This window comes from Microcoleus sp. LAD1_D3, from assembly GCF_036702135.1.
Lineage (GTDB): Bacteria > Cyanobacteriota > Cyanobacteriia > Cyanobacteriales > Microcoleaceae > Microcoleus.
In genome coordinates, this window is record NZ_JAUBSB010000019.1 from 82,142 (window position 1) to 104,476 (window position 22,335).

Consider the following 22,335-nt stretch of genomic DNA (forward strand, 5'->3'; position numbering starts at 1 on the left):
TATGGCTTTAAAACCCGATCCGTCTGAACAGCGGCGATTAATTGGCGACAATACATCCGAAGTCGTTACTTTGTCGATCGCAGATGCAACTAATTTTCCTTTGGGAAGTTGGATGCTCGGAGGTGACGATCTAGTCACCGGCTCAACAGCTAATGATTTGATATTTGGCAATGAAGGGGAAGATCTTATCAGCGGCGAGTTGGGCAACGATTCTTTATTCGGAGGAAAAAGTAAAGACTTTCTGTCTGGAGATGAGGGAAATGACTCTCTCAGCGGCGGTCAAGATGCAGATTTGCTTACGGGTGGTGCGGGAAACGATATTCTCTTGGGCGGTAGAGGCAATGATTTCTTAGCTAGCGGTAACGGCAATGACACTCTGGTAGGAGGTTTGGGTCGCGACATTTTACTTGCCTTGAATGAAAATAATTCAATCAAAATCGGGGGCAGCAACTTGTACGTCCTCCAAGCAGAACCCGGAGTTACAGATGTCAATAATGCCGATGCTATTGGAGGTTTCAGAGTTGGTGCCGATCGAATTGGATTGGCAGGCGGTTTGACGGCTAGCGATGTAGACTTGCAATACGTGACAAACGTGACACTCTTATATGGGTTTGATGCACCCGAAAGTATCAAACCATTTGTCCCGCCCGGTGCATTCGATCTTCAACCGATACAGAGTCAAGGCACTCTAATTAAAGTTAGGAATTCCGGTGACATAGTAGGGTTTGTGGCAAATGTAAGAGTGGCTGAGATTCAAGGGAGTATTATCTCGGTTCAGGGATTCTAAGCTGTAGGATGCCCTGCAACGCATCCTGCAAAAGCTTAAATCGAAGATTAAACAGAGAAATGGTAATCTGCAACCAGCGGTACAAAAATACTACCGATCAATCGCTAGCTGCTGTTTCCAATTTCTCCCCAATTCTCGGTTCCGTACCATTCAACAGCCGCTGAATGTTGCTCCGGTGCCGCACAATTACAAACACACCGCCCGCAATGCCAAACAATACATAAGCTAGCGGCTGATTTAAAGCAAACATCAATCCAGCCACGCTAATCGCCCCGATAATCGAACTCAAAGAGACAATTCGCGATACCGCAAATACTATCCCGAAAATTCCGAAAGTTCCCAAACCAACTGGCCAGTACAAACCGAGCAAAACTCCCAAACTCGTCGCCACAGATTTGCCGCCAGTAAACCCCAGCCAGATTGATTTGCTGTGACCCAAAACAGCAGAGAAACCCGCCAAAGTTGCCATCCAAGGAATGACAGTTGCAGTATTTTCTAAACCGGCGGCGGTTGCTAGCTGCTGGGTAAAAGTGAGAGAGTAAATGTAGCGGATTAGGACGATCGCACTTACCCCCTTCAACACATCAACCAACAAAACCCCCAACCCCGGCCATTTCCCCAAAGTCCTCAGTACGTTAGTCGCACCAGTCGAACCCGAACCAACCTCTCGAATATCAATTCCCAGCATCCATTTCCCCAAGGCGTACCCAGTAGGAATCGATCCCAGCAGATAAGCTGCTATTAACACTGCGCCATTTAAAATTATCCAGCTAGCCATTTTTTAATTTGAGATTTCGTGTACTTTTAAAATTTGCAACCTTTCCCCTAGCATAATTAGCAATTAGCAATTACTAATTAGCAATTACCAATTACCAATTACCAATTACCCAATCAAAAATCCTTAGCAGCCATCAAACTTTGCGGATCGGCAGCAAAGGCCAGCCATAACGGAAATTGCAGGATTGACAAACTAATTAAATCCTCAGTTTCATCAATGACAATTAGTGGCAATTTGCCATCTTTCACCAGTCGATCGGCTTTTTGAGCCAAAGCCTCCGCAGACTCAAACATAATAATCCCCCTTTCCGGGCCAAAATCGCTGCGAGTAATGCCCAAACAGTCCTGCAAACCCCGGCGCCACTCTCCCAGACGTTCAGGACTGTTGGCGAGCACCAAAGTCCGCACCCGTCCGCCGTAGACGCTTCTGAGTACAGAAATAATTGTGGAAGTAATCAAGATATTTTGCAAGCGCGAACCCATAGTCCGCAAAGCACCCCTTCCTCCTTGAGTGAAAAACCAGTTAGAAACTCGTTCCGCGTGGATGGGTTCAAAAGTGCGACGGAGTTGCCAAGGCGGGCCGTAGTAGTCTGGGAGAGTGCGATATTGATCCAGGGTGCGGCGAATTTGTTTGGCTTGTTCTTGAAATCCCTGTTCGGCAAATTTGGGATTTACCGGTGCTGAGGATTGAGACTCCTCCGCAGGAATTTGCTTGGGTGTCTCTTGCACTGGTGGCGTCAAATCTAAGAGTTCGGCGGTGGCGGCCAAATCCTGCAAACTGCCGACTAGATAGTCTTTGAAACCCTGGACTCGAATTGCCAAATCTTGGGAAACGCCGGCAAAAGTGGTTCGCATTTCCTTTTGAATTCGATCGCGCCGGCGTTCGAGTTTTTCTACTTCGATTTGTAGCGCTTGTTTGCGCTGATCTAGTTGAATCAAGCCGTCTTGTACCAAACGCCCGATCGATGCTTGAGCCTGGCCCAACGCTTCTATAGCATTGGCTTTGTCGGCTTCCAAGGCGGCAATTTTTTCAGTCAAAGCTTGTTCTTGCTGCTGCAATTCTTTGACTCTCTCTGCCAACTGTTCGGTAACATTTTCTGGGATGCGCGTTACCGTTTCTGCGGTTGCTGTTGGCACAGAGTCTATTGGAAGCTCAATTTGAGCGATCAGACTTTCTGATTCGCCATCGTCGGTGTTGGGCGGAATTTGGGCGATTGCGCCTGCTTCGTCCACGAATTGGGCGATTTCGGCATCTTCCTCGCCCAGCGGCGGGTCTGTTTCTGGCGGGAGTTGGGCTGGCAGTTCATTTTCGTCGAGCCACAAATCCTCTGTTTGAGATAGAAGTTGGTACTCCGTCTCATTCACGGGTAAATCGACTTCGCCGGCACCGCTTGGGGCGGCTGGTTGTGGTTGCGGTTCTTGGGTTGGAGATTCGTCTGAATTCATGGGAAATTTTGTTCGGCGTGGGGCACAGAAAAGTTAAAAATTTAAAATTAACAACTTTTTTAGTCTTGATGGGGACAGCGCTGTTCTAAGCAGGTCTGTAGCATTTTACGATCGAACAGAACCGGCAGAAAGTGAATGCTGTTAATTTCTTTGAAATAGAACAAAATCGGCACAGCGGGCCAAAATATCCGCCAATTTTGCCATTCTCGGAAAGGAAAGCGGCGGATTAAGTTGGACGATCGATAAATGTCCAAATCTGTTGGGGTGAATTGTAGCCGGAGGGTGGCGGCTTGGTACATCAGAAACAAGCCGAACACAGAAAGTGGCAAACTCACCCACTTCTGCACGAACAGCAGCGGTACGGCGGCCAGTACCAAAACTAGGGGAATCGCATAACTCGGAGCGAGTTCGATCGTACTTGTCGGCGCAGTCGAAGAGGCAGTTGTACTCACGGTTTTAAATCAAGGGTAGTAAACTAATGTTGCCAATTATTCATATTTTATCCGTTTCTTAGCTTACAAGCCTTTGAGTACGCTAGAGCCCGTCCCCTGAAACATCAGCCAAGTCATCAAAAAGTTCACAATAAAAATAGCCAGCAAAGCCGTCACCACCGCTGTGGTAGTCGATTGGCCGACGCCTTTTGCCCCGCCTGTGGTGGTCAAACCCCAGCTAGTACCGATTACAGCAATCAAACCACCGAACACAAAAGCCTTAATTGCCGCGCTGCAAATATCCCACAGACTCAGGAAATTGCGGACTGATTCTAAAAACACGCTTTGAGAGATGCCGTACATCGTCGTAGCAATCAGCAGTCCGCCGAGGATGCCGGTGACGAGACACATGATGGTTAAAATTGGCAGCATCAAGCAGCAAGCAATGACGCGGGGAATGACTAAATAGTCGATCGGGTCTGTTCTGAGCATCAGCAGGGCATCTATCTGCTCTGTTACCTGCATCGTGCCGATTTCCGCTGCAAAAGCCGAACCTACCCGTCCCGTCACGATGACGGCTGTTAAGACGGGGCCGAGCTCGCGAGTCAAAGACAAAGCCAAAACGCCACCGACGACATTGCCGGCACCGAGGTTAATAAACTCCCTCGCTACCTGAATAGTAAATACCATGCCGACAAAACCCGCAGTCAGCAAAGCAATCAGCAGAGATTCCGGGCCGACTGCTGCCATTTGGTCGATGGTGTTGCGGCGGTGAATTTTGCCCTTCAGCAAGTGCAGCATGACTTGGCCGCCCAATAAAATTGCTGCCAGCAACCGCTGACTCCACAAACTGAGGCTCGAAGATGTAGTAGGGGTCAAGGGATTTCGACTCTAGAACAACTGCAAAAAATGAAATTTATCTACAAATCTTAAACAAGTTTTTTCTATAACATTTAAGATTTCTGACAGAACCGGGCACTTAGGGCGATCGCTGCCTATCGTAGAAAAGGACAAGTTTTGTTTACTTGCACCTTTCGGCAGTTTAGCTGAATTTACTGACTCTTATGAGCATTTTCCCCAATTTTCTTCGCTCTGTACTGCTGACCAGCCTGTTGAGCTTTGTCGCCCCCATATTGTTAATCGGCGCGGGATTGACTAGCTTTTCGCTGATCGGCTTGGTGCCTGCTCTCCAAGGAGTTGGTCGTTCTGGAGAAGACCTGATTTTGCAGTTCTTAGCTACTTTCGGCAGCGGCTGTCCCCTCCAGGGTTTTTTCGTAATCGGTCTAACTTTTGGTTTGGTGGGTGCTTTATTTGATACCTACGCTTCTTATCAGCATTCGCGGTGGAGTTAATCGAACCTTGGATTTTAGATTTTAGATGGGAATTCCTCGCTCGAATCTAAAATCTAAAATTGCTGGGTTCGGGTTGGATCGGATACCCGTACCTGCAATGATTTAGCAGTATCGATCGCGAATGTTCGGAAATGCGATCGGCCTTTTTGCGGAAAACCGAATCCCCCTGTTTCTGGAGCTGGAATATATTAAATACAAGTTGAGTCAAGTGTTTCTCAACCATAAAAACTTCAGATAGTCGAGGTATTAGTTATGGCACTTATTCGTTGGGAACCTTTGCGGGAAATGGACTCCTTGCAACGAGAAATGAATCGGTTGTTTGATAGCTTGACACCGGCAACCGATCGCACATCTAACGGTGTTGCTTTTGTACCCGCCGCCGAACTCGATGAAACTCCCGAAGCCATCCACCTTAAATTAGAAGTTCCGGGCATGGAAGCTAAGGATTTGGACGTACAAGTAACCGCAGAAGCTGTTGCTATCAGTGGCGAACGCCGTCAGGAAACTAAGAGTGAAGATAAAGGGATGACTCGCTCTGAGTTCCGCTACGGTTCCTTCCGCCGGGTGATTCCCCTACCCGCACGGGTTCAAAATGACAGCGTAGAAGCTGAGTACAAAAATGGAGTTTTGCACCTGAATTTGCCTAAAGCGGAAGTAGAAAAGAACCGCGTGGTTAAAGTGCAAATCGGCGGTCAATAATTGTTTGCCAGTTTAGTTAGTTGATTAATAGGGGTCACACTGCGCCCTATTTTTTTTAATTGATTATTGGTCATTGGGAATTTCTGCTTCCTCCCCTTCTCCAACTGTGCTAAACTAGAAAAGGCAACGGTTTGTGAGGAGACTTGCGTGCCGAGTCAGGGAGTTGGAGGCAATGGAATTGCATCGGAATTTGGAGACTTAACCGGAATGACTCGTCAAGAAGTTAATGACTTTTTGCGCGGGCTGGGTGCAGAAATCCGAACTACTGAAGGGGGTTATATTGAATAGGAATTTGCCGATCGTTCGCGAGTCAATATCCGTCCTGATGGTGAAGTTGTACGCACCCCAGCTCCCAGATACGGTTCAGATGGCAGAAAAATAAACAAAGGTTTGCGTCTTGACAAAGATGGCAGCTTGGTCAAAACACGCGATGAATTTGGCAATAAGATTCCTGGGACGCACAATACTGGAGAAAAAGTGAGTAATTAATATGCCCGATGACTACAACTTGCTTAATTTAGGTGGACTTACATCCCTCATCACAAATGTTAATGTGTCTTTGTGGGGAAATGAAATGTTATTTGAATGTATTTACGATCCGACAGGCGATCGATTGCCTTATAACATAGTATTTCATGACTGCCGAGACATCAGTTGGGAGGTGTTCCATCCTGAAGATGTCAAAGATCCTGAAGCTGATTTGATTGGTTTTCATTTGGGTGAAGACGCGCACCGGAAAGCAGCTTTAATTCATACTGACATTTTTGAAATTTCAATTTTATACGGCAGTTTTAGCATTCACAAGGGAGAAAACCTAAATGCTGAAGTAGAAGATTTAGAAACAGAGAATTGGGGTATCACAACAATCGACCGCAGTATTGTACCAATTGTAAACCCCGGCGCGGTTAAATTGCCAAGGCGTTAGTAATATTATATCGGGTAAAATAACTATTACAGGACTTACCCACTCCGACACCTCGAAACTGGTTTTTTACCTAATCTGCGGGTTTTAACGAAGTATTTTCGTAAAAAACCCGGTTTCGGAGCACCCATGGGTAAGTCCTATATTATTAGGTTTGTAGTGAGGACTCAAGTCTTCATCAACAATCTAAGGAAGGATTGAAGTCCTCACTACAAAAGAATTACCAATTTTTCAAAAAAGATAGTAGGTATTGTTGCCCGCCTCAGTTTACGATACTTAATAGAACTTTTTTCCAGATGAGGTAAAACACAATGCCTGATATTGTTGATATTGCCGTAGGTGCGGGTTCGTTCCAAACCCTCGTAACAGCCGTACAAGTAGCTAATTTAGTAGACGCGCTCAAAAGTCCGGGCCCTTTTACTGTCTTTGCTCCCACTGACGATGCTTTTGCGAAATTGCCGCCGGGAACTATCACAACCCTAGTGCAGAACGTCCCCCAACTGACTAGGATTTTGATGTTTCATGTCGTCTCCGGCAAGTTTATGAAAGCTGATTTGGCAAAACTAGGTTTTGTTACTTCCTTGGAAGGTTCGCCGATTAAAATTGATTGTTCTGACGGTTTTGAGGTGAAAAATGCTACAGTTGTCGCTGCGGATATCGAAGCTGATAACGGCGTGATCCATGTGATCGATAACGTGATTTTAATGGGATAATTTCGCCGTCCAATCTCGCTGCGGGAGCGAACATGGTGCTTTGCGGTGCCGCTTTGCTCCCGATCGCGCCCTTGTTTTTTTATCGGTTGAAGGTAATTTCAATATAAAAAAGTTGTCTTTTCGGCGGATGTATTTTAAGATGATTGTTTGAAAAAGTTTAAAAATCAATAATTATAATATAAGCAAACCAGTTTGGTGAGCACTATGCAAATCCTAGCCGCCAGCCTCAAAGCACAAGTCCGCCAGCGTACCTTGGAACTGCAAGTTCTCAACGAACTTACTGCAAAAGTTCAAGCCGCTCTCAGTGTTGAGGAAATTTGGTCTGCGTGTCTGGCACATCTCCATCGCCTGATTCCCACACAGGCGATCGCAATTTTGACGCTACCGGACGATCGACTATACCTGGAACACTTACAGCCGTTAAGTGCTAGCACCCGCTCCGAAATTGAAGGGCGCTTGCAAGCTGCTCGCGCTGAATGGCTTGCTGGCAATCGGGACTGGGCGCACAACATCACTCCGCCACCAATTGCTGAGTTTCAGTCGGTCTTGATGGCACCAGCCAACCCGGATGAAAGTGAAGAATTGTTGGGAGTATTTTTCATTGGTGCAGAGCAGCCAACTGCTTTTAATTTGGAACACCTTTGTTTGCTCCACACAGTAGCTCAAATTTGTGCAAAACAGTTAAATGGTATAGCAGCTAAAACTACCATTGTCAAGGATAAACTTAAAAATAATTTTGCTTTGGATTCGGCAAGTCAAGAACTATTGTTGCGGGCTGTAATGCACGAGGCCCCGGACAGAGTGTTTGCGAAAGATAGAAATTTTAGATACATTTTTGTCAATCAAAGTTTTGCTGAATATGTGGGGAAAAATGTTGAGGAAATTATCGGCAAAGATGATATTGAATTAGGGTTTTCAGCCGAATTAGTATTTGGCGATCGCAACGGCCAAATGAGGAGCATCCGCGAGGAAGATCGAGCTGTACTGGCTGGGGATAGGGTTCGCAATCCCTACCAGGCGATCGCCTTTGAAGGTGGCAAACAGTACGTCTTTGATACGCAAAAACTGCCTCTATGCGATGCAGATGGTAATATATTTGGGGTTTTGGGTTTTTCTAGAGAGATTGGTCAATTGCAGGCCACAGATGAAGCCAGGAATCAAAGCCAAGCCAAACTGCAAAAAATTACTGCTAGCGTACCGGGTACGGTATATCAAATTGACTTGAATCCTGACGGCTCGATGGCCTTCTCGTTTGTGAGCGCGGGCTGCCGAGAATTGTATGAAATAGAACCAGAGGCTGCTCAGCAGGATTTTAATGTAATTGTTGACATGATTCATCCCGAAGATCGAGATGATTTTCTCAACTCGGTGACGCTTTCTGCTGAAAATTTGCAGCCTTGGCGGTGGGAAGGAAGAATTGTCACTCCGTCAGGAAAACTTAAATGGGTGCAAGGAGCTTCCCAGCCAGAATTCCAAGCATCGGGGGAGATAGTTTACTACGGCTTATTCACGGATATTAGCGCCCGGAAACAAGCTGAACTGAAGCTGCAACTTTATCAACAAATCTTTTTGAAATCCAACGATGCGATCGCGATCTTAGACCCCCAAGGCTATTACTTAGAAACCAATCAAGCTCACACGGCTTTGCTGGGCTACAGTTCGTCTAAATTGTGGGGAAAAACCCCGGCAACTCACATGGGAGAACAGGTATTTGCCTCGGTAATGCAAAGCTTGGCAGAAACTGGGAGTTACCGAGGCGAAATGACCTTTATGAACGCTTTGCCAGAAGGAACAGTTGAGGTAGAGCTTTCGGCTTTTGCGGTTCTCAATGATGCTGGGGATGTAGTTTGTTACGTAAGTGTCAAAAGAGACATCACCGAACGCAAGCGAGCTGAGGAAAAACTAAAACTTTACCGAGAAATATTTTTAAATTCCAACGATGCGATCGTCATTATCGATGCTGACGGGTTTTTCCTCGAACAAAATCTCGCTCACCAAACGCTTCTAGAATACACAGACGCGGAATTAGAAGCAGAAGCTTCGCCGCTGGTGGCGGGGGATCGCTTTTTGGAAATTGCCCAAAGTTTAGCAAAAACAGGAAGTTTTCGGGGCGAAATTACTAACTTTACTAAAAAAGGCCAGACGCTGGCGATCGACGTTGCGGCATACTCTGTGATTAACAACGCCGACGATGTAATTTGTCACGTCTGCGTCAAGCGCGACATTACCGAACGCAAAAAAGGAGAAGAAGAACGGCAAAAATTTGTGTCGCTGATTGAAAACAGCAGCGATTTTATCGGTATGGCTACCCTGAAAGGCAAAACGCTGTTTGTTAACGAAGCCGGACGAAAACTGGTGGGTGTAGAGAATCTTTCGGCAGTTCTTTATACGGAGATATGGGATTATATTGGGCCCTATTTTCAACAGAAATTCAGTCAAGAGATTTTACCAACAATTATCAGTCATGGCCAGTGGCAAGGCGAAGGTCAAATGCAGCACTTGGGCAACGGACAACCCATTGATGTTGTGATGAATGCTTTTCTGGTCAAGCACCCTCAAACCACCGAACCGCTGTGCTTTGCTGCGGTAATTCGCGATGTCACCGAACGCAAGCAAGCTGAGAGAATGCTGCGGGAACAAGCAGAACAAGAACGGCTGGTTTCGGCGATCGCCCAGCGAGTCCGCCAGTCTCTCAACCTCACTCAAACTCTGAGCACTGCTGTACAAGAAGTGCGGCAGTTGCTGGCCACTGACCGCACGGTAATTTATCGTTTTGATGCCGAGGAAACAGCGATTGTGGTTGTGGAATCTGTAGGGGATGATTGGATGCCCCTGCTGGGCAGAAAAGTTCAAAGAACATCCTTTGGCGAAAGTTTTGTATGGCTGTACAGTGCAGGAACAATTCAAGCAATGGCAGATATTTATACGGCCAAATTGAGCGAGGAACACCGAGATTTACTTGCTAGTTTGCAGGTAAGGGCTAATTTAGTTGTACCAATTTTTATAGGCGATGAAAGTCAGGGGTTGGCAGCAGAATATCCGCCAGAAACTCAAATGAACCCGCCGGGAAGGAGTTGGGAAACGACTCAAAATCGGTTGTGGGGATTGCTGATTGCCCATCAGTGCAGCGCTCCGCGTGTTTGGACTGATTCTGAGATGGATTTGCTGGGAAGGTTGAGCGTGCAGTTGGCGATCGCCATTCAGCAATCTACTCTTTTTGAACAAGCGCAGCAAGCCCGAGAAGCCGCCCTAGAAGCGTCTCGCATGAAGTCGCTATTTTTAGCAAATATGAGTCACGAAATCCGTACTCCCATGAATGGAGTGATGGGGATGACTGATTTGCTGCTGAAAACGAATCTTACTCCCGAACAGATTGACTTTGTGCAGACGCTGAAACTCAGCGGTCAAAACTTACTCTCCATCATTAACGATATTCTGGATCTCTCCAAACTGGAAGCAGGAGAAATGCGCTTAGAGATACTAGAATTTAACCTCAGTATCTGTATGAATGAAGTGCTGGATTTGTTGGCAACTCCCGCACAAGAAAAAGGTATAGAAGTGGTGGCACTGATTGACAGCGAGGTGCCGCTGCAAATTAAAGGTGATGCAGCGCGGTTGCGGCAAATACTCACTAATTTGATTAACAATGCTATTAAGTTTACAGAAGCAGGAGAAGTGGTAATTGAAGTGGCAGATGCTAGTAATCCTGGGTTATTGGCAGCCAGTGATAATCAGAAAATTTTAGAGAATATCGAACCGTTAAAAATAGAAAACAATGACTCGATGCTCCTGCTATTTAAAGTGACAGATACAGGAATTGGGATTGCTCCCCAAGACCAAAAAAAGCTGTTTCAATCTTTTACTCAAGTTGATGCCTCTACGACCAGAAAATATGGTGGCACAGGTTTGGGGTTGGCTATTTCTAAGGAATTGGTGGAGTTGATGGGTGGGCAAATCGGTGTGGAAAGTACCCCTGGGCAAGGCTCGACTTTTTGGTTTACTGTGCCGACAGTTAAGGAAAATTTAACAGTCGGCACAGCGTGCGAAGTGAATTTGGAAACGGTGCTGGCGGGGCGAAAAATGTTAGTTGCCAGCGACAAGCCGACAGTGCGAAAAGTGCTAGTGAGAATGGCTGTTTTGTGGGGAATGGAGGTTGAGGAGGTTGAGAACGGTTGGATGACGATCGCATCTCTGTACAAAGCTGTCAGCCTTAATTCCCCTTACGATATCGTTTTGGTTGATATTCAGTTGCCGGAAATGGTGGCGGGAAGTCTCGAACGCTTGAGGATTTCTGAGCCGGCAATGCAGCAGACAAAGTGGGTAGTGCTGACTTCAATGACTCAGCTTGCAGAGGCGAAACGCTTGGTAGATAGCGGTTTTAGCGGGTATTTAACTAAACCTGTTAAAGCTCACAGACTATTTGATTGCTTGGCGAATGCGATCGCCCCGATGACGCTGATGGATGAGCCACTGGCAAGTTCAACGTCGAATCGAGCCTCAGCTATTGACAACCGGGAATTAGCAAGTTTAAAGATTTTGTTAGTTGAAGATACTCCAATCAATCAAAAAGTTGGTCTCAATCAACTCAGAGTTTTGGGATGCACTGCGGATGTCGCCAATAACGGTGCAGAGGCGCTATCTATGGTTGCTTTGAAAAAGTATGACATTGTGTTGATGGACTGTCAGATGCCGGTTTTGGACGGTTATGAAGCAACGCGGGAATTGCGCCGCCGGGAAGCGGCAGATGGTGCGGGCAAGATGGAGCCACATCAAAAGACGGTGGTGATTGCGATGACGGCGAATGCTTTGAAGGGCGATCGGGAAAAGTGTCTGGCGGCGGGCATGGACGATTATATTAGCAAACCTATTTCGATCGAAAAGTTAAAATCGGTACTAGAAAATTGGTCTGCCAAGCTAAAAATTGGAACTCCCAAGTTTAATGGGGAGGAACTTCCAAACTCTGATCCCGATATCGAATCGGTAGTCGATATGGCACGTTTGCACGAAATTTCGGGGGCTGATTTAGAGTTTGAGCGGGAAATACTGCAAGCTTTTGTGGTGGATACTGCTAGTTATTTAGAAGCTGCTAAGGGGGCGATCGCCTCGGGAGATATGGAGACACTGGCGCGCCACGCTCATCAAATTAAAGGTGTCAGCGCTACGGCGGCGGTGCGGTTAATGCCCGATATGGCAGATCAGCTTCAAAGTCTGGCCGAATCTAATGATTGGGAGGGGGCTACAAAAATCATCGCTGAATTAGAAATCATTCTCGCGGGGGTTCAAAAGTTGGTGGCTACTGAGTAATCAATCAATTTTCTTTGGAACCGGGCCCCAGGAGCCCGATCGCAGACAGCTCCTGGCAGCCCCCACGAGCTAGAGTTTGTAAAGATTTTTAATGTTTTATCAATATTTTGGTCTCAATGTGACAATATTCGGAACTCTTATAACATCTTGTGTGTTGTAGCTTATGGCACTACTGTCTTAAGTTATGGTGGTCAAATATAAAATAATCATTAAGCCGATGGTTATGAGGGTGCTTTTCGTCGATAGGCTTGAGACACCAAGACCCGCTTTTCGCTATGCCCGCCCATTAAGTGCGTATTTACGCTCAACGAGGTTTTATGACTCCAGTCATGTTACGCCAACTCTGGTCATTAATTGAGACCACCCAAGCTACTCTGTTAGTCAATTTAGACGATGCCACCCTGGTACAGTGGCTGCTGAAACAGTTAAAGACCAACTCTGCGCTTAATTGCAAAGAAGCAGATTTGTTGGACGAATACATCCAGTCTCGGCTGTCCCTAATCCGCGATTTAGCTGAGCAGCGGCTAGCACCAGAGCTACTGTGAGCGGATTCAATCAAAATCGGATAAATATTCCAGGGAAGGGCGAAGATCGATCGCGCTGGGCAGAAATAGCAGAAAAGAAACCGGGTTTCAGGGATAAATCTGAGGTTTGACGACCAGACCTCCAGCCAGAAACCGGGTTTCTAACTTTGGGCTCCCAGCTTGCTCAAAAAAAAAACAGGCGGGTAGTCGGTGCAGTTGTCGCTGTGCAGCACCGGATGCAGAACGGCTAATTTGAAACCGGAAGCTGTGTAGATCGCCGATCGCCACAGTTCTGACAGCTACAAGGTAGGATTGTCAGGAAAGCGTTCTATTAAAATCTATGCGTAAATGGGGATTTCTGCTACTAGCAAGTGTGTTACTTGTGTCACCGTTGGCGTCTTGTAGGGATCGATCGGCACAAACCGGACAAACAACAGCAACAACTACTGCCGGCGGCAACTCGCAACAAGGTTCCAGCCGGATAGATACAATTGTCAGCCGCGGCAAACTGATTTGTGGCGTCAGCGGCGAACTGCCGGGTTTTAGCTTTGTAGACGAAAAGGGCAAATATTCGGGACTAGATGTGGATGTGTGCAGGGCGGTAGCGGCGGCAATATTAGACGATCCCGAAAAAGTCGAGTACCGAAAGCTCAACGCTAAAGATAGATTTACAGTTTTGCAGGCGGGAGAAATCGACATTCTCAGCCGAAATACCACCTACACCGCGAGTCGCGACAGCACTACTGGACTGGAATTTGCCCCGGTGATCTTTTATGACTCTCAAAGCATCATGGTCAAAAAAGACAGCGGTATCAAAAGTTTAAAAGATTTTGCGGGCAAATCTATCTGCGTGCAGACAGGTACAAGCACCGAACAAAATTTGTCTGACCAAATGCGAAAATTAGGAGTTAAATACACTCCTGTGGTGTTTGAAGATGTGAATGCTACCTTTGCTACCTATCAAGAAGGTCGCTGTCAAGGTGTTACTGCGGATCGATCGCAACTTGTTTCTAAGCGCACAACTCTGCCAAATTCCGAGAATAATGTTGTTTTGCCGATCGTGATGTCAAAAGAACCCTTAGCCCCAGCGGTAAAAAGTGGCGATCCTAAATGGTCGGACGCGGTGAAATGGATTGTTTTCGCGGCGATTGAAGCTGAAGATTTGGGAATTAATTCGGGAAATGTAGACAAAATAGTGGCAAGCACTACAGACCCGAACATCAAACGTTTGCTAGGAACAGAAGGAGATTTAGGTAAAGGTTTGGGACTCCCGAACGACTACGCTGTCCGCGTTGTTAAGAAAGTGGGGAATTACGGGGAAATGTACGATCGCAACCTCGGCCCCAAAAGTACACTCAAGTTAGAACGGGGTCAAAACAGACTCTGGAAAGATGGCGGTTTGCTTTACTCGCCGCCGTTCCGTTAATTTTAGTTAACTGTTGACTGTTGACTGTTAACTGTTAACAGTTAACAGTCACGCACCAAAGCTATGTATGGTGCGTGACTTGAAAAATCTTGATCGCCGATATAGTAACTATCAAGTCACGCACCAAAGCTCAATCTAGCCTGGATTTGCCAGCAGATTTATCAAATATAATTTAAGTTATGAATCCAGAACCTCAACCGGGGAAATCGCAGAAATTGCCCAATTTTAAAGATATATCAAAACTGCTGCGGGACGATCGCTTCTGGAAAATTGCCGGACAGGCGATCGCTCTAATTTTAGTAATAGTTGTTATCGCCATTCTTTGGGACAATCTCAGTGCCAATTACTCGCAACTGGGGATTGCGTTTGGATTTGATTTTCTCAATTCCCAAGCATCTTTTGATATCGGCGAAAGCGTGATTCCCTACAGTCCCGAAAACAGTTACAGACAAGCTTATTTTGTCGGTTTACTCAACTCGCTGCGGGTGATGGGTATCGGCATTATTTTCGCAACCGTTGCGGGTTTGACTGTAGGAATTGCCCGCCTTTCCGACAATTGGCTGTTGCGAACTTTGGCTGGTTTGTACGTAGAAATTCTGCGAAATACGCCGTTATTGCTGCAATTATTTTTCTGGTATTTTGCAGTTTTCATTTCCCTGCCAAAACTGGAAGACAATCAGCAGTTACGCGGGCCGATTTACTTGACAAATCGGGGCATTGCTGTACCTTGGCCTGTGGCTTTGCCGGGTTTTGAGATTTGGTTGATTTTGCTAACTATCGGAGTTTTGGCTGCGGCGGGGCTGTGGATGTGGCGGGCGCGGGTGATGCTGGAAGAAGCTAAGCCGGGAAGACAGTTGTTTTGGGCTCTAGGTGCGATCGGGCTGAGTGCAATCTTAGCTTTGATTATTACCAAAAATCTGCCTTTTCGTCTAGATTTCCCCCGCCTGACACCAGCATTGCAACTGGAAGGAGGATTAAAATTCACTCCAGAATTTGCAGCATTGGTGACAGGACTCAGCTTGTATACTGGCAGTTACATTGCAGAAATTGTCCGGGCCGGAATTCAATCAGTATCGAGAGGCCAGTGGGAAGCGGGAAAGTCTTTAGGGCTGAAGTCTGGAACAATGATGCGGATGGTAATTTTGCCACAAGCTTTGCGGGTGATTGTGCCGCCTTTAACCAGTCAGTATCTGAATTTAGCTAAGAATTCGAGTTTAGCGGTTGCGGTTGCTTATCCCGACGTTTATTTTGTCGTGGGCTCTCCGACGTTGAATCAGACCGGTCGGGCGATCGAAGCAATGTTAATTATTATGGTAACATATCTAACAATTAGTTTGATAGTTTCTTTGTTCATGAATTGGTACAATAAAACTGTACAAATCAAGGAAAGGTAAAGAGTTAATGTTGAAAAGTTTACAACAGCGACCAAAGGAAAGAGAAAAATGGTGTACAGTGATTTTAGTTTAGAAGGCGCAGTCAAAACATTTGAATTAAAGTATTCGGAAGTCGCCGATTTGTTTGGCAAAGAACCCAACTTAGAATGCAGCCAACTACTAGCAGAAACTCTCAAGCGCAGTGTACCGTTAGGTCTGGCAAGTAACAGCCAGAAATCCCGCGCTGAAATGATTACAGCACCAATTTTAATTGAACTTACAGAACAATTACAAAATCGAATTAGCTTATTTTCCGGTATTGACTTTAATGTTGACTCCGAAAGAGGCTTATACGGTAGTTGCGATTTTCTAATGGGCAATTCATCAGGACTTTTGTTACTTGTTGCACCAGTCATTATACTTGTAGAAGCAAAACCGGAAAATCTCAATAGTGAATTGGGAGAGTGCGTAGCGGAAATGCTAGGCGCTAGAATATTTAATGAACGTGAAGGCAACGATATTCCTGCGATTTATGGCGCTGTCACTAGCGGAAATATCTGGAAATTTTTCAGATTAAAAAACCAAGTAATTGAAATAGATTTGACCGAGTCTTACCTCACAGAGGTTAATAAAATTTTAGGTATTTTAGCCAGTGCAATTAATAATTAATAATTAATAACCAACAAATAAAATGGAAACTGTTCCCGTACTACCGCCACCAGCCACCGAATCGCCTACCCCTTGGAATTGGGCGCGCAAAAATTTATTTAGTACCTGGTACAACAGCATTCTGACAGTAGTTTGCCTAATTATCGCCTTCCAAACTATTAAAGTAATTATCGTTTGGGCAACAACAAAAGCTCAATGGCGCGTGTTAGAAGCTAACTTGCCGCTATTTTTCGCCGGCAGATTTCCCCGCGAATCCTACTGGCGACTGTGGATAGTAACGGCTATAATTGCCTTGTTAGGAGGATTAACTTGGGGAAACATTCAGCGGCAAGAACGTCTTTGGAATCCGCCTTTACTAATTATACTCGGTGCTGCGGTTGTGGGTGCGGTCATTTCGCCGATCGACCTAACCTCTCGCCTCTACCTCTTAGGAATTATTATCGCAGCCGCCGCCAGCTATGCCATCGGAAGGCAAATTCACCCAAAAATCATGGACTGGATGTCGGGAATTTGGGTTCTTTCCTTCCCAATAATTTTGTGGCTAATTAAAGGCGGGTTGGGTTTGACCGAAGTGTCAACAAATGATTGGGGCGGTTTAGTGCTGACGCTGTTTTTAGCAGTTATTAGTATTGTGCTTTCCTTTCCTTTGGGAGTATTGCTAGCACTAGGGAGACAAAGTTCTTTGCCCGTTGTGAGACTGTTATCAACATTATACATTGAAATTATTCGCGGTTTACCATTAATTGGCATTTTGTTTTTAGGTCAAGTGATGCTGCAACTCTTCTTGCCGCCCGAATATCCGAAATTGGATAGAGTAATTAGAGCGATTGCTGGACTGACTCTATTCAGTGCAGCTTACTTGGCAGAAAACGTGCGCGGTGGCTTGCAGGCCGTGCCCAGGGGACAAATAGAAGCAGCTAGGTCGATCGGACTCAATACACCCCTGCTTACAATTCTAATTGTACTGCCTCAAGCACTGCGAATAGTCATTCCGGCGATCGGCGGTCAATTCATCGGATTATTTATGGATACATCCCTGCTGTCTCTATTCGGAATGTTAGAATTAATCGGAATATCCCGCGCAGTTTTAGCAAATCCATCCTATATCGGCAGGTACGCCGAAGTTTACCTATTCGTCGGCATCATTTATTGGATATTTTGCTACTCAATGTCCCTAGCCAGCCGCAAAATAGAGCGAACTTTAGAAGTAGGCCAGCGCTAAAAACTCATCTACTTTCATCTGCGTTCATCTGCGTTCATCTGCCTCCATCTGCGGTTAAAAAATAAAAAAATTATGCAAACTCAGCAAACAAGCCCAGAAACAGTAATTGTCGCAGAAAACGTCCACAAATGGTACGGACAATTTCACGTGCTGCGAGGTGTCAGCATGACCGTAAACCGAGGGGAAGTGGTTGTCGTAATGGGACCCTCTGGTTCGGGAAAATCCACGTTTATTCGCACATTCAACGCATTAGAAGAATACCAACAAGGTAAAATTACGATCGACGGAATCGAACTTTCCCACGACTTACGCAACATCGAGACAATTCGCCGCGAAGTAGGAATGGTGTTTCAGCAATTCAACCTGTTTCCCCACTTATCAGTCTTGCACAACGTCATGCTAGCCCCCGTATGGGTGCGCCGATGGCCAAAGAAAAAAGCCGAAGAAGTGGCGATGCAACTGTTAGAAAGAGTGGGCATTTTGGAACAAGCTAAAAAATATCCCGGACAGTTGTCAGGGGGACAGCAGCAGCGGGTTGCTATTGCACGTTCTCTAGCAATGCAGCCTAAAATCATGCTGTTTGATGAACCGACATCAGCATTAGATCCGGAAATGGTGCGGGAGGTGTTAGATGTAATGCGAAATTTGGCTCAAACAGGAATTACAATGGTGGTGGTGACTCATGAAGTCGGGTTTGCGCGCGAAGTTGCCGATCGCATTGTATTGATGGATGGCGGCGTTTTAGTGGAAGAAGCGAAGCCAGAAGAGTTTTTTCAGAATCCGAAGGAAGAACGCACCCGCAAGTTTTTATCTCAGATATTGTAACGGATTTTCCAGTTTAATCGGTAGGTTTGGCGACGGTAGCAGCAGTAAAAATCGGCACAATTAAGCTAAAATAAAAGAGTCTACAATCAGTCTCTCTTTTGCTGAGATAGCTTGCAATGCCATCCACAAAAACTCTGCCGTTAGTTAAAGACTCGGAACGCCTAGAAAGTCGCCTCAAAGAAATTCCGGCGGTTCCTGGTGTATATTTAATGCGAGACGAGAGCGATCGCATCCTTTACATCGGCAAATCCAAAAAACTCCGAAACCGCGTCCGTTCCTACTTCCGCGAAAGCCAAAATCTCAGTCCCCGCATCGCGATGATGGTGCAGCAAGTGCGCGAAATTGAATTCATCGCCACCGACACAGAAGCGGAAGCTTTGGCGTTAGAAGCAAACCTCGTAAAACAGCACCAACCTTACTTCAATGTCCTCCTGAAAGATGATAAAAAATATCCTTATTTGTGCATAACTTGGTCGGAGGAATACCCGCGCATTTTTATCACCCGCAAACGCCGCGCAGGTAGTGCAAAAGACCGCTACTATGGCCCCTACGTTGATACAGGGGCACTGAGGAGTACGCTGCATTTAATTAAGCGGATTTTCCCGCTGCGGCAGCGCCCTCAACCGCTATTTAAAGACCGTCCTTGTTTGAACTACGACATCGGGCGCTGCGTTGGCGTTTGTCAAGGGTTAACTTCGCCGGAGGAATATCATAAAATCATCCAAAAAGTAGCGATGATTTTCCAGGGAAGAACTCAGGAATTACTCGACATCCTGGAACCCCAAATGGAAGAAGCAGCGGAAGATTTAAACTTTGAAACGGCGGCGCGGATTCGCGACCAAATTAAGGGTTTGCAGTCTTTGAGTGCGGGTCAAAAAGTCTCTTTGCCAGATGATACTGTTTCCAGAGATGCGATCGCACTTGCTGCCGACACCCAGCACGCTTGCGTTCAATTGTTCCAAATTCGTGCCGGTCAATTGGTCGGAAGATTGGGATTTATGGCGGAAATACCCTCCCAACCCCCCCTTGCCAAGGGGGATCAAGAGTTATCTCAACTTTCTCTTTCCTCCTCCCCTGGGCAAGAGGCAGAACGAGGGGGGGTAGAGGCCGGAGCGATTTTGCAGCGGGTGTTGGAAGAACACTATCAAAATGTCGAATCTGTAGAAATTCCCAGCGAAATTTCAGTGCAGTACGAATTGCCAGAAGGGGAAATATTAGCAGATTGGTTGAGCAATCGTAAGGGGCGAAAAGTTACCATTTTGACGCCACAACGGCAAACTAAGGCAGAATTGATTGAGATGGTGGAACGCAACGCTGAGTATGAATTGGCGAGAATGCAAAGATTGAGCGATCGCAATTCTCAAGCAATGGAAGATTTAGCAGAAATTCTCGATTTGCCAGAAGTTCCTCGCCGCATTGAAGGTTACGATATTTCTCACATTCAAGGTTCTGACGCCGTAGCTTCCCGCGTCGTATTTATTGACGGTTTGCCGGCCAATCAACACTACCGCCACTACAAAATTAAAAATCCTGAAATTAAATCGGGTCATTCTGATGATTTTGCTAGTTTAGCAGAAGTTATCGGGCGCCGATTTCGAGGATTGAAGGAAGAAGGAAGAGGGAAGATGGAAGATGGGTTTAGCGATTTAGAAGAACCGGAAGAAATCAGCAATTTATCATCGGTTTCTCATACTATTTCCGAAAAACCAGACTTAATTATGATAGATGGCGGGAAAGGTCAATTGTCTGCTGTTGTGGCTGTTTTGCGGGAGATGAATTTGCTAGAAGAGTTGCGCGTTGTCAGTTTGGCAAAGCAGCGAGAGGAGATATTTTTGCCGGGGGAATCTTTGCCGCTGCCAACTAATTCTGAGCAACCGGGCGTACAATTATTGCGCCGGGTGCGGGATGAGGCGCACAGGTTTGCTGTGAGTTTTCACCGGGATCGAAGAAGTGAGAGAATGAAGCGATCGCGCCTTGATGAAATTCCCGGCTTGGGACACCACCGACAAAAACTTTTGTTAGCACATTTTCGATCGATCGACTACCTCCGTTTAGCAACTCCCGAACAGTTGGCAGAAGTTTCTGGGATTGGCCCGCGTCTAGCACAGCAAATTTACGATTATTTTCATCCGTAAAGCCTTACCCAGCATTGGAGACCGGGATTGTAGGCGCGATCGGGCGATCGGGCCGCAAGTCCTTATTTAGCCACTGTGAGGGAGGTATTCAAAAATTTTGCACAGGCCTATTGCAATCCCCAGAGACTTGTGGTATGTTTAGTTTCTGTGCGCGGGCATAGTTTAGTGGTAAAACTTTAGCCTTCCAAGCTAATTATGCGGGTTCGATTCCCGCTGCCCGCTTATGTCTATAAAAACCTCAAACCCAGGATAAATCAAGGGTTTGAGGTTTTTTATTGCTTATTTTTTCGGTTTGTGATGGGTCTAGTTGACTAGAAATTGAATACAAATTGAATACAATTTGCCTCGTTTGAATACAAATTGAATACAATCCTTACCTACACTAGCTTTCAGCCGTTGCCTTCCGTTAGAAACCCCAGAATAGCGTTGATATCGGCCAAGTCGGCCCTCGACTTTTTGCGCCGCCCTTTTAACTGATTGAGCAAGTCGGCCGCTTCTGGCAACTCGCTGGCAGTGACTGATTTTTGTCTCAGGTCGGAGAGTTGTATCTCGACTTCTTCCCGATCGGCGCGCTCTGTCTCAAGTTGCGATCGCAATTCCTGCACTTCCCCTCTCAGCTTATTGGTGACTGCGGTGCTGGATTCTAGCAGCGTGGCATAGTTGGCGCGGGCTTCATCTAGTTTTTCTTCTGCGTGTCGGCAGTTGTCTTTGAGAATCGCAATCAAGTTGTCGCTGGCTTCTCTAGCCACTTGGTGGCTTTTCATCAAGTCATCAACATCTTGCTTTAATTGTCGATTCTCTGCCTGTAGGTTGCCTACCTCATTCTGCAACCGTTCTATAACCTCATTATCAACCTTGGGCAACTTGAAAGAATCACCCGACTCTAACTTTCCCGGCAGTGTCTCCTGTAAGGCTTCAAGCGCTTTCTGTAAATTAGCTACCTGCAATTCTAATGCTGTTAGCCTATCGGTAGAGGTTTCTGCAACTTCTGCAACTTGTACAACTTCTTCTGCAACTTCTGCAACCTTGTCAACCCGTGGTACTGGGGGAGTCTCTAAAGCTTCTGCAATCTCCTCAAGCTTTGCAATGCTTACCTCTGAACTTTTACCGATGTATTTTTTGCGTACTTTGCCGGCAACTTTTCTGCAACCGTACCAATAAATACCTGATTCCTTGCGGACTGTGTAGGGTTTGCTGTCCCCGCTTGGCTCAAACCTGAAAGAGCCGATTGACTCCAACCATGTGGAACCCTTGGGGGAGTCTAGCTCAAATACCTTGCCGTCCTCTGTCTCTATCAAGCCCTGGACTACCGATGGGATTGTCATAAGGTTGCCTAGAAGTTGCTTACCTGCTTACGCAACTATTTTAAGCAACTTCTAGGCAACTGTCAAGGGTTGCAGAAACCTATTTTCAATCTTCCCAAAACCCCTCGAACCGCAGGCTTAAAGCTTCATCAGGTCAGAAGCTTCAAACTCCGATTGCCGAAGGTTTTTGACGGGCTTATCGAACCTTACCAAATAGCTAGTGCCAGCACGGCTGTAGATATTGTCCACAACCTCACCTCGTGCGCCTTGATAGATGCCGCCGACATCCTTGACCACAACCCGATCGCCTATCTCAAAAGTTCTGGGCTTCTTGGCAGAGGTTGCCGTACTAGTACAGCATGGCGGAAATAAAGTACCTATTTTATGGGAGACTGGGGCTAAGTGAGATAAATTGCACTCAGAACA

The 22,335-nt window shown here is 46.2% G+C and carries 20 protein-coding genes and 1 tRNA gene; 15 read left to right on the forward strand and 6 right to left on the reverse strand.

Annotation, left to right across the window (positions count from 1 at the left end):
* Nucleotide 1: 1 nt before the first annotated feature.
* On the forward strand, nucleotides 2–787 hold the full coding sequence (locus tag QUA74_RS13740; protein WP_333329545.1) for a calcium-binding protein: 786 nt from the start codon (nucleotides 2–4) through the stop codon (nucleotides 785–787).
* Nucleotides 788–884: 97 nt separating this feature from the next.
* Here QUA74_RS13740 and plsY read toward each other — a convergent pair whose 3' ends face one another.
* The 4 genes from plsY to QUA74_RS13760 all read right to left on the reverse strand — a co-directional run bounded on the left by plsY (nucleotide 885) and on the right by QUA74_RS13760 (nucleotide 4,320).
* On the reverse strand, nucleotides 885–1,565 hold the full coding sequence (gene plsY / locus QUA74_RS13745; protein ID WP_333329548.1) for a glycerol-3-phosphate 1-O-acyltransferase PlsY: 681 nt from the start codon (nucleotides 1,563–1,565) through the stop codon (nucleotides 885–887).
* Nucleotides 1,566–1,678: 113 nt separating this feature from the next.
* Nucleotides 1,679–3,010, reverse strand: coding sequence for a DUF3086 domain-containing protein (locus QUA74_RS13750; protein ID WP_333329551.1), 1,332 nt, complete (start codon nucleotides 3,008–3,010; stop codon nucleotides 1,679–1,681).
* A gap of 59 nt (nucleotides 3,011–3,069) precedes the next feature.
* On the reverse strand, nucleotides 3,070–3,462 hold the full coding sequence (locus QUA74_RS13755) for a DUF3119 family protein (protein WP_333329554.1): 393 nt from the start codon (nucleotides 3,460–3,462) through the stop codon (nucleotides 3,070–3,072).
* Nucleotides 3,463–3,525: 63 nt separating this feature from the next.
* Nucleotides 3,526–4,320: an MlaE family lipid ABC transporter permease subunit gene (locus QUA74_RS13760; protein ID WP_333329557.1), complete on the reverse strand. Its 795-nt coding sequence runs from the start codon at nucleotides 4,318–4,320 to the stop codon at nucleotides 3,526–3,528.
* A 185-nt stretch (nucleotides 4,321–4,505) separates the two neighbouring features.
* Between QUA74_RS13760 and QUA74_RS13765 the strand changes: the two genes are divergently transcribed.
* From QUA74_RS13765 to QUA74_RS13830, 14 genes are all read left to right on the forward strand, one after another.
* Nucleotides 4,506–4,793, forward strand: a complete 288-nt coding sequence (locus tag QUA74_RS13765) for a hypothetical protein (RefSeq protein ID WP_333329560.1) — start codon at nucleotides 4,506–4,508, stop codon at nucleotides 4,791–4,793.
* Between the two features lie 252 nt (nucleotides 4,794–5,045).
* Nucleotides 5,046–5,492: an Hsp20/alpha crystallin family protein gene (locus tag QUA74_RS13770; protein ID WP_333329563.1), complete on the forward strand. Its 447-nt coding sequence runs from the start codon at nucleotides 5,046–5,048 to the stop codon at nucleotides 5,490–5,492.
* Between the two features lie 147 nt (nucleotides 5,493–5,639).
* A complete protein-coding gene (locus QUA74_RS13775) occupies nucleotides 5,640–5,780 on the forward strand; it encodes a hypothetical protein (RefSeq protein ID WP_333329566.1) in 141 nt (46 codons plus the stop codon).
* A 202-nt stretch (nucleotides 5,781–5,982) separates the two neighbouring features.
* The gene (locus QUA74_RS13780; protein ID WP_333329569.1) at nucleotides 5,983–6,417 is read left to right on the forward strand and encodes a hypothetical protein; all 435 of its coding nucleotides are present in this window, start codon (nucleotides 5,983–5,985) and stop codon (nucleotides 6,415–6,417) included.
* Between the two features lie 308 nt (nucleotides 6,418–6,725).
* A complete protein-coding gene (locus tag QUA74_RS13785) occupies nucleotides 6,726–7,127 on the forward strand; it encodes a fasciclin domain-containing protein (RefSeq protein WP_006634220.1) in 402 nt (133 codons plus the stop codon).
* A 204-nt stretch (nucleotides 7,128–7,331) separates the two neighbouring features.
* Complete coding sequence (locus QUA74_RS13790; RefSeq protein WP_333329572.1) at nucleotides 7,332–12,431, forward strand: PAS domain S-box protein; 5,100 nt, start codon at nucleotides 7,332–7,334, stop codon at nucleotides 12,429–12,431.
* A gap of 317 nt (nucleotides 12,432–12,748) precedes the next feature.
* The gene (locus QUA74_RS13795; protein WP_333329575.1) at nucleotides 12,749–12,976 is read left to right on the forward strand and encodes a hypothetical protein; all 228 of its coding nucleotides are present in this window, start codon (nucleotides 12,749–12,751) and stop codon (nucleotides 12,974–12,976) included.
* Between the two features lie 319 nt (nucleotides 12,977–13,295).
* Nucleotides 13,296–14,381: an amino acid ABC transporter substrate-binding protein gene (locus tag QUA74_RS13800; protein ID WP_333329578.1), complete on the forward strand. Its 1,086-nt coding sequence runs from the start codon at nucleotides 13,296–13,298 to the stop codon at nucleotides 14,379–14,381.
* A 179-nt stretch (nucleotides 14,382–14,560) separates the two neighbouring features.
* Nucleotides 14,561–15,775 carry an ABC transporter permease subunit gene (locus QUA74_RS13805; protein WP_333329581.1) on the forward strand — a complete coding sequence of 405 codons (1,215 nt, stop codon included), beginning with the start codon at nucleotides 14,561–14,563 and terminating at the stop codon, nucleotides 15,773–15,775.
* A gap of 48 nt (nucleotides 15,776–15,823) precedes the next feature.
* Nucleotides 15,824–16,423 (forward strand): hypothetical protein, encoded by a 600-nt coding sequence (locus QUA74_RS13810; RefSeq protein WP_333329584.1) that lies wholly within the window; start codon nucleotides 15,824–15,826, stop codon nucleotides 16,421–16,423.
* A gap of 22 nt (nucleotides 16,424–16,445) precedes the next feature.
* The gene (locus QUA74_RS13815; protein WP_333329586.1) at nucleotides 16,446–17,645 is read left to right on the forward strand and encodes an amino acid ABC transporter permease; all 1,200 of its coding nucleotides are present in this window, start codon (nucleotides 16,446–16,448) and stop codon (nucleotides 17,643–17,645) included.
* 72 nt (nucleotides 17,646–17,717) lie between these two features.
* A complete protein-coding gene (locus QUA74_RS13820) occupies nucleotides 17,718–18,470 on the forward strand; it encodes an amino acid ABC transporter ATP-binding protein (RefSeq protein WP_333329589.1) in 753 nt (250 codons plus the stop codon).
* Between the two features lie 116 nt (nucleotides 18,471–18,586).
* Nucleotides 18,587–20,605, forward strand: a complete 2,019-nt coding sequence (gene uvrC / locus QUA74_RS13825; RefSeq protein WP_333329592.1) for an excinuclease ABC subunit UvrC — start codon at nucleotides 18,587–18,589, stop codon at nucleotides 20,603–20,605.
* A 151-nt stretch (nucleotides 20,606–20,756) separates the two neighbouring features.
* Nucleotides 20,757–20,827: transfer RNA gene (locus tag QUA74_RS13830), tRNA-Gly, on the forward strand.
* 167 nt (nucleotides 20,828–20,994) lie between these two features.
* Here the strand turns inward: QUA74_RS13830 and QUA74_RS13835 are convergent.
* Both QUA74_RS13835 and QUA74_RS13840 read right to left on the reverse strand, forming a co-directional pair.
* Nucleotides 20,995–21,930 carry a hypothetical protein gene (locus QUA74_RS13835; RefSeq protein WP_333329595.1) on the reverse strand — a complete coding sequence of 312 codons (936 nt, stop codon included), beginning with the start codon at nucleotides 21,928–21,930 and terminating at the stop codon, nucleotides 20,995–20,997.
* 117 nt (nucleotides 21,931–22,047) lie between these two features.
* Nucleotides 22,048–22,335, reverse strand: a 288-nt coding sequence (locus QUA74_RS13840) for a hypothetical protein (protein ID WP_333329597.1), incomplete at its 5' end; no start/stop codon positions are given.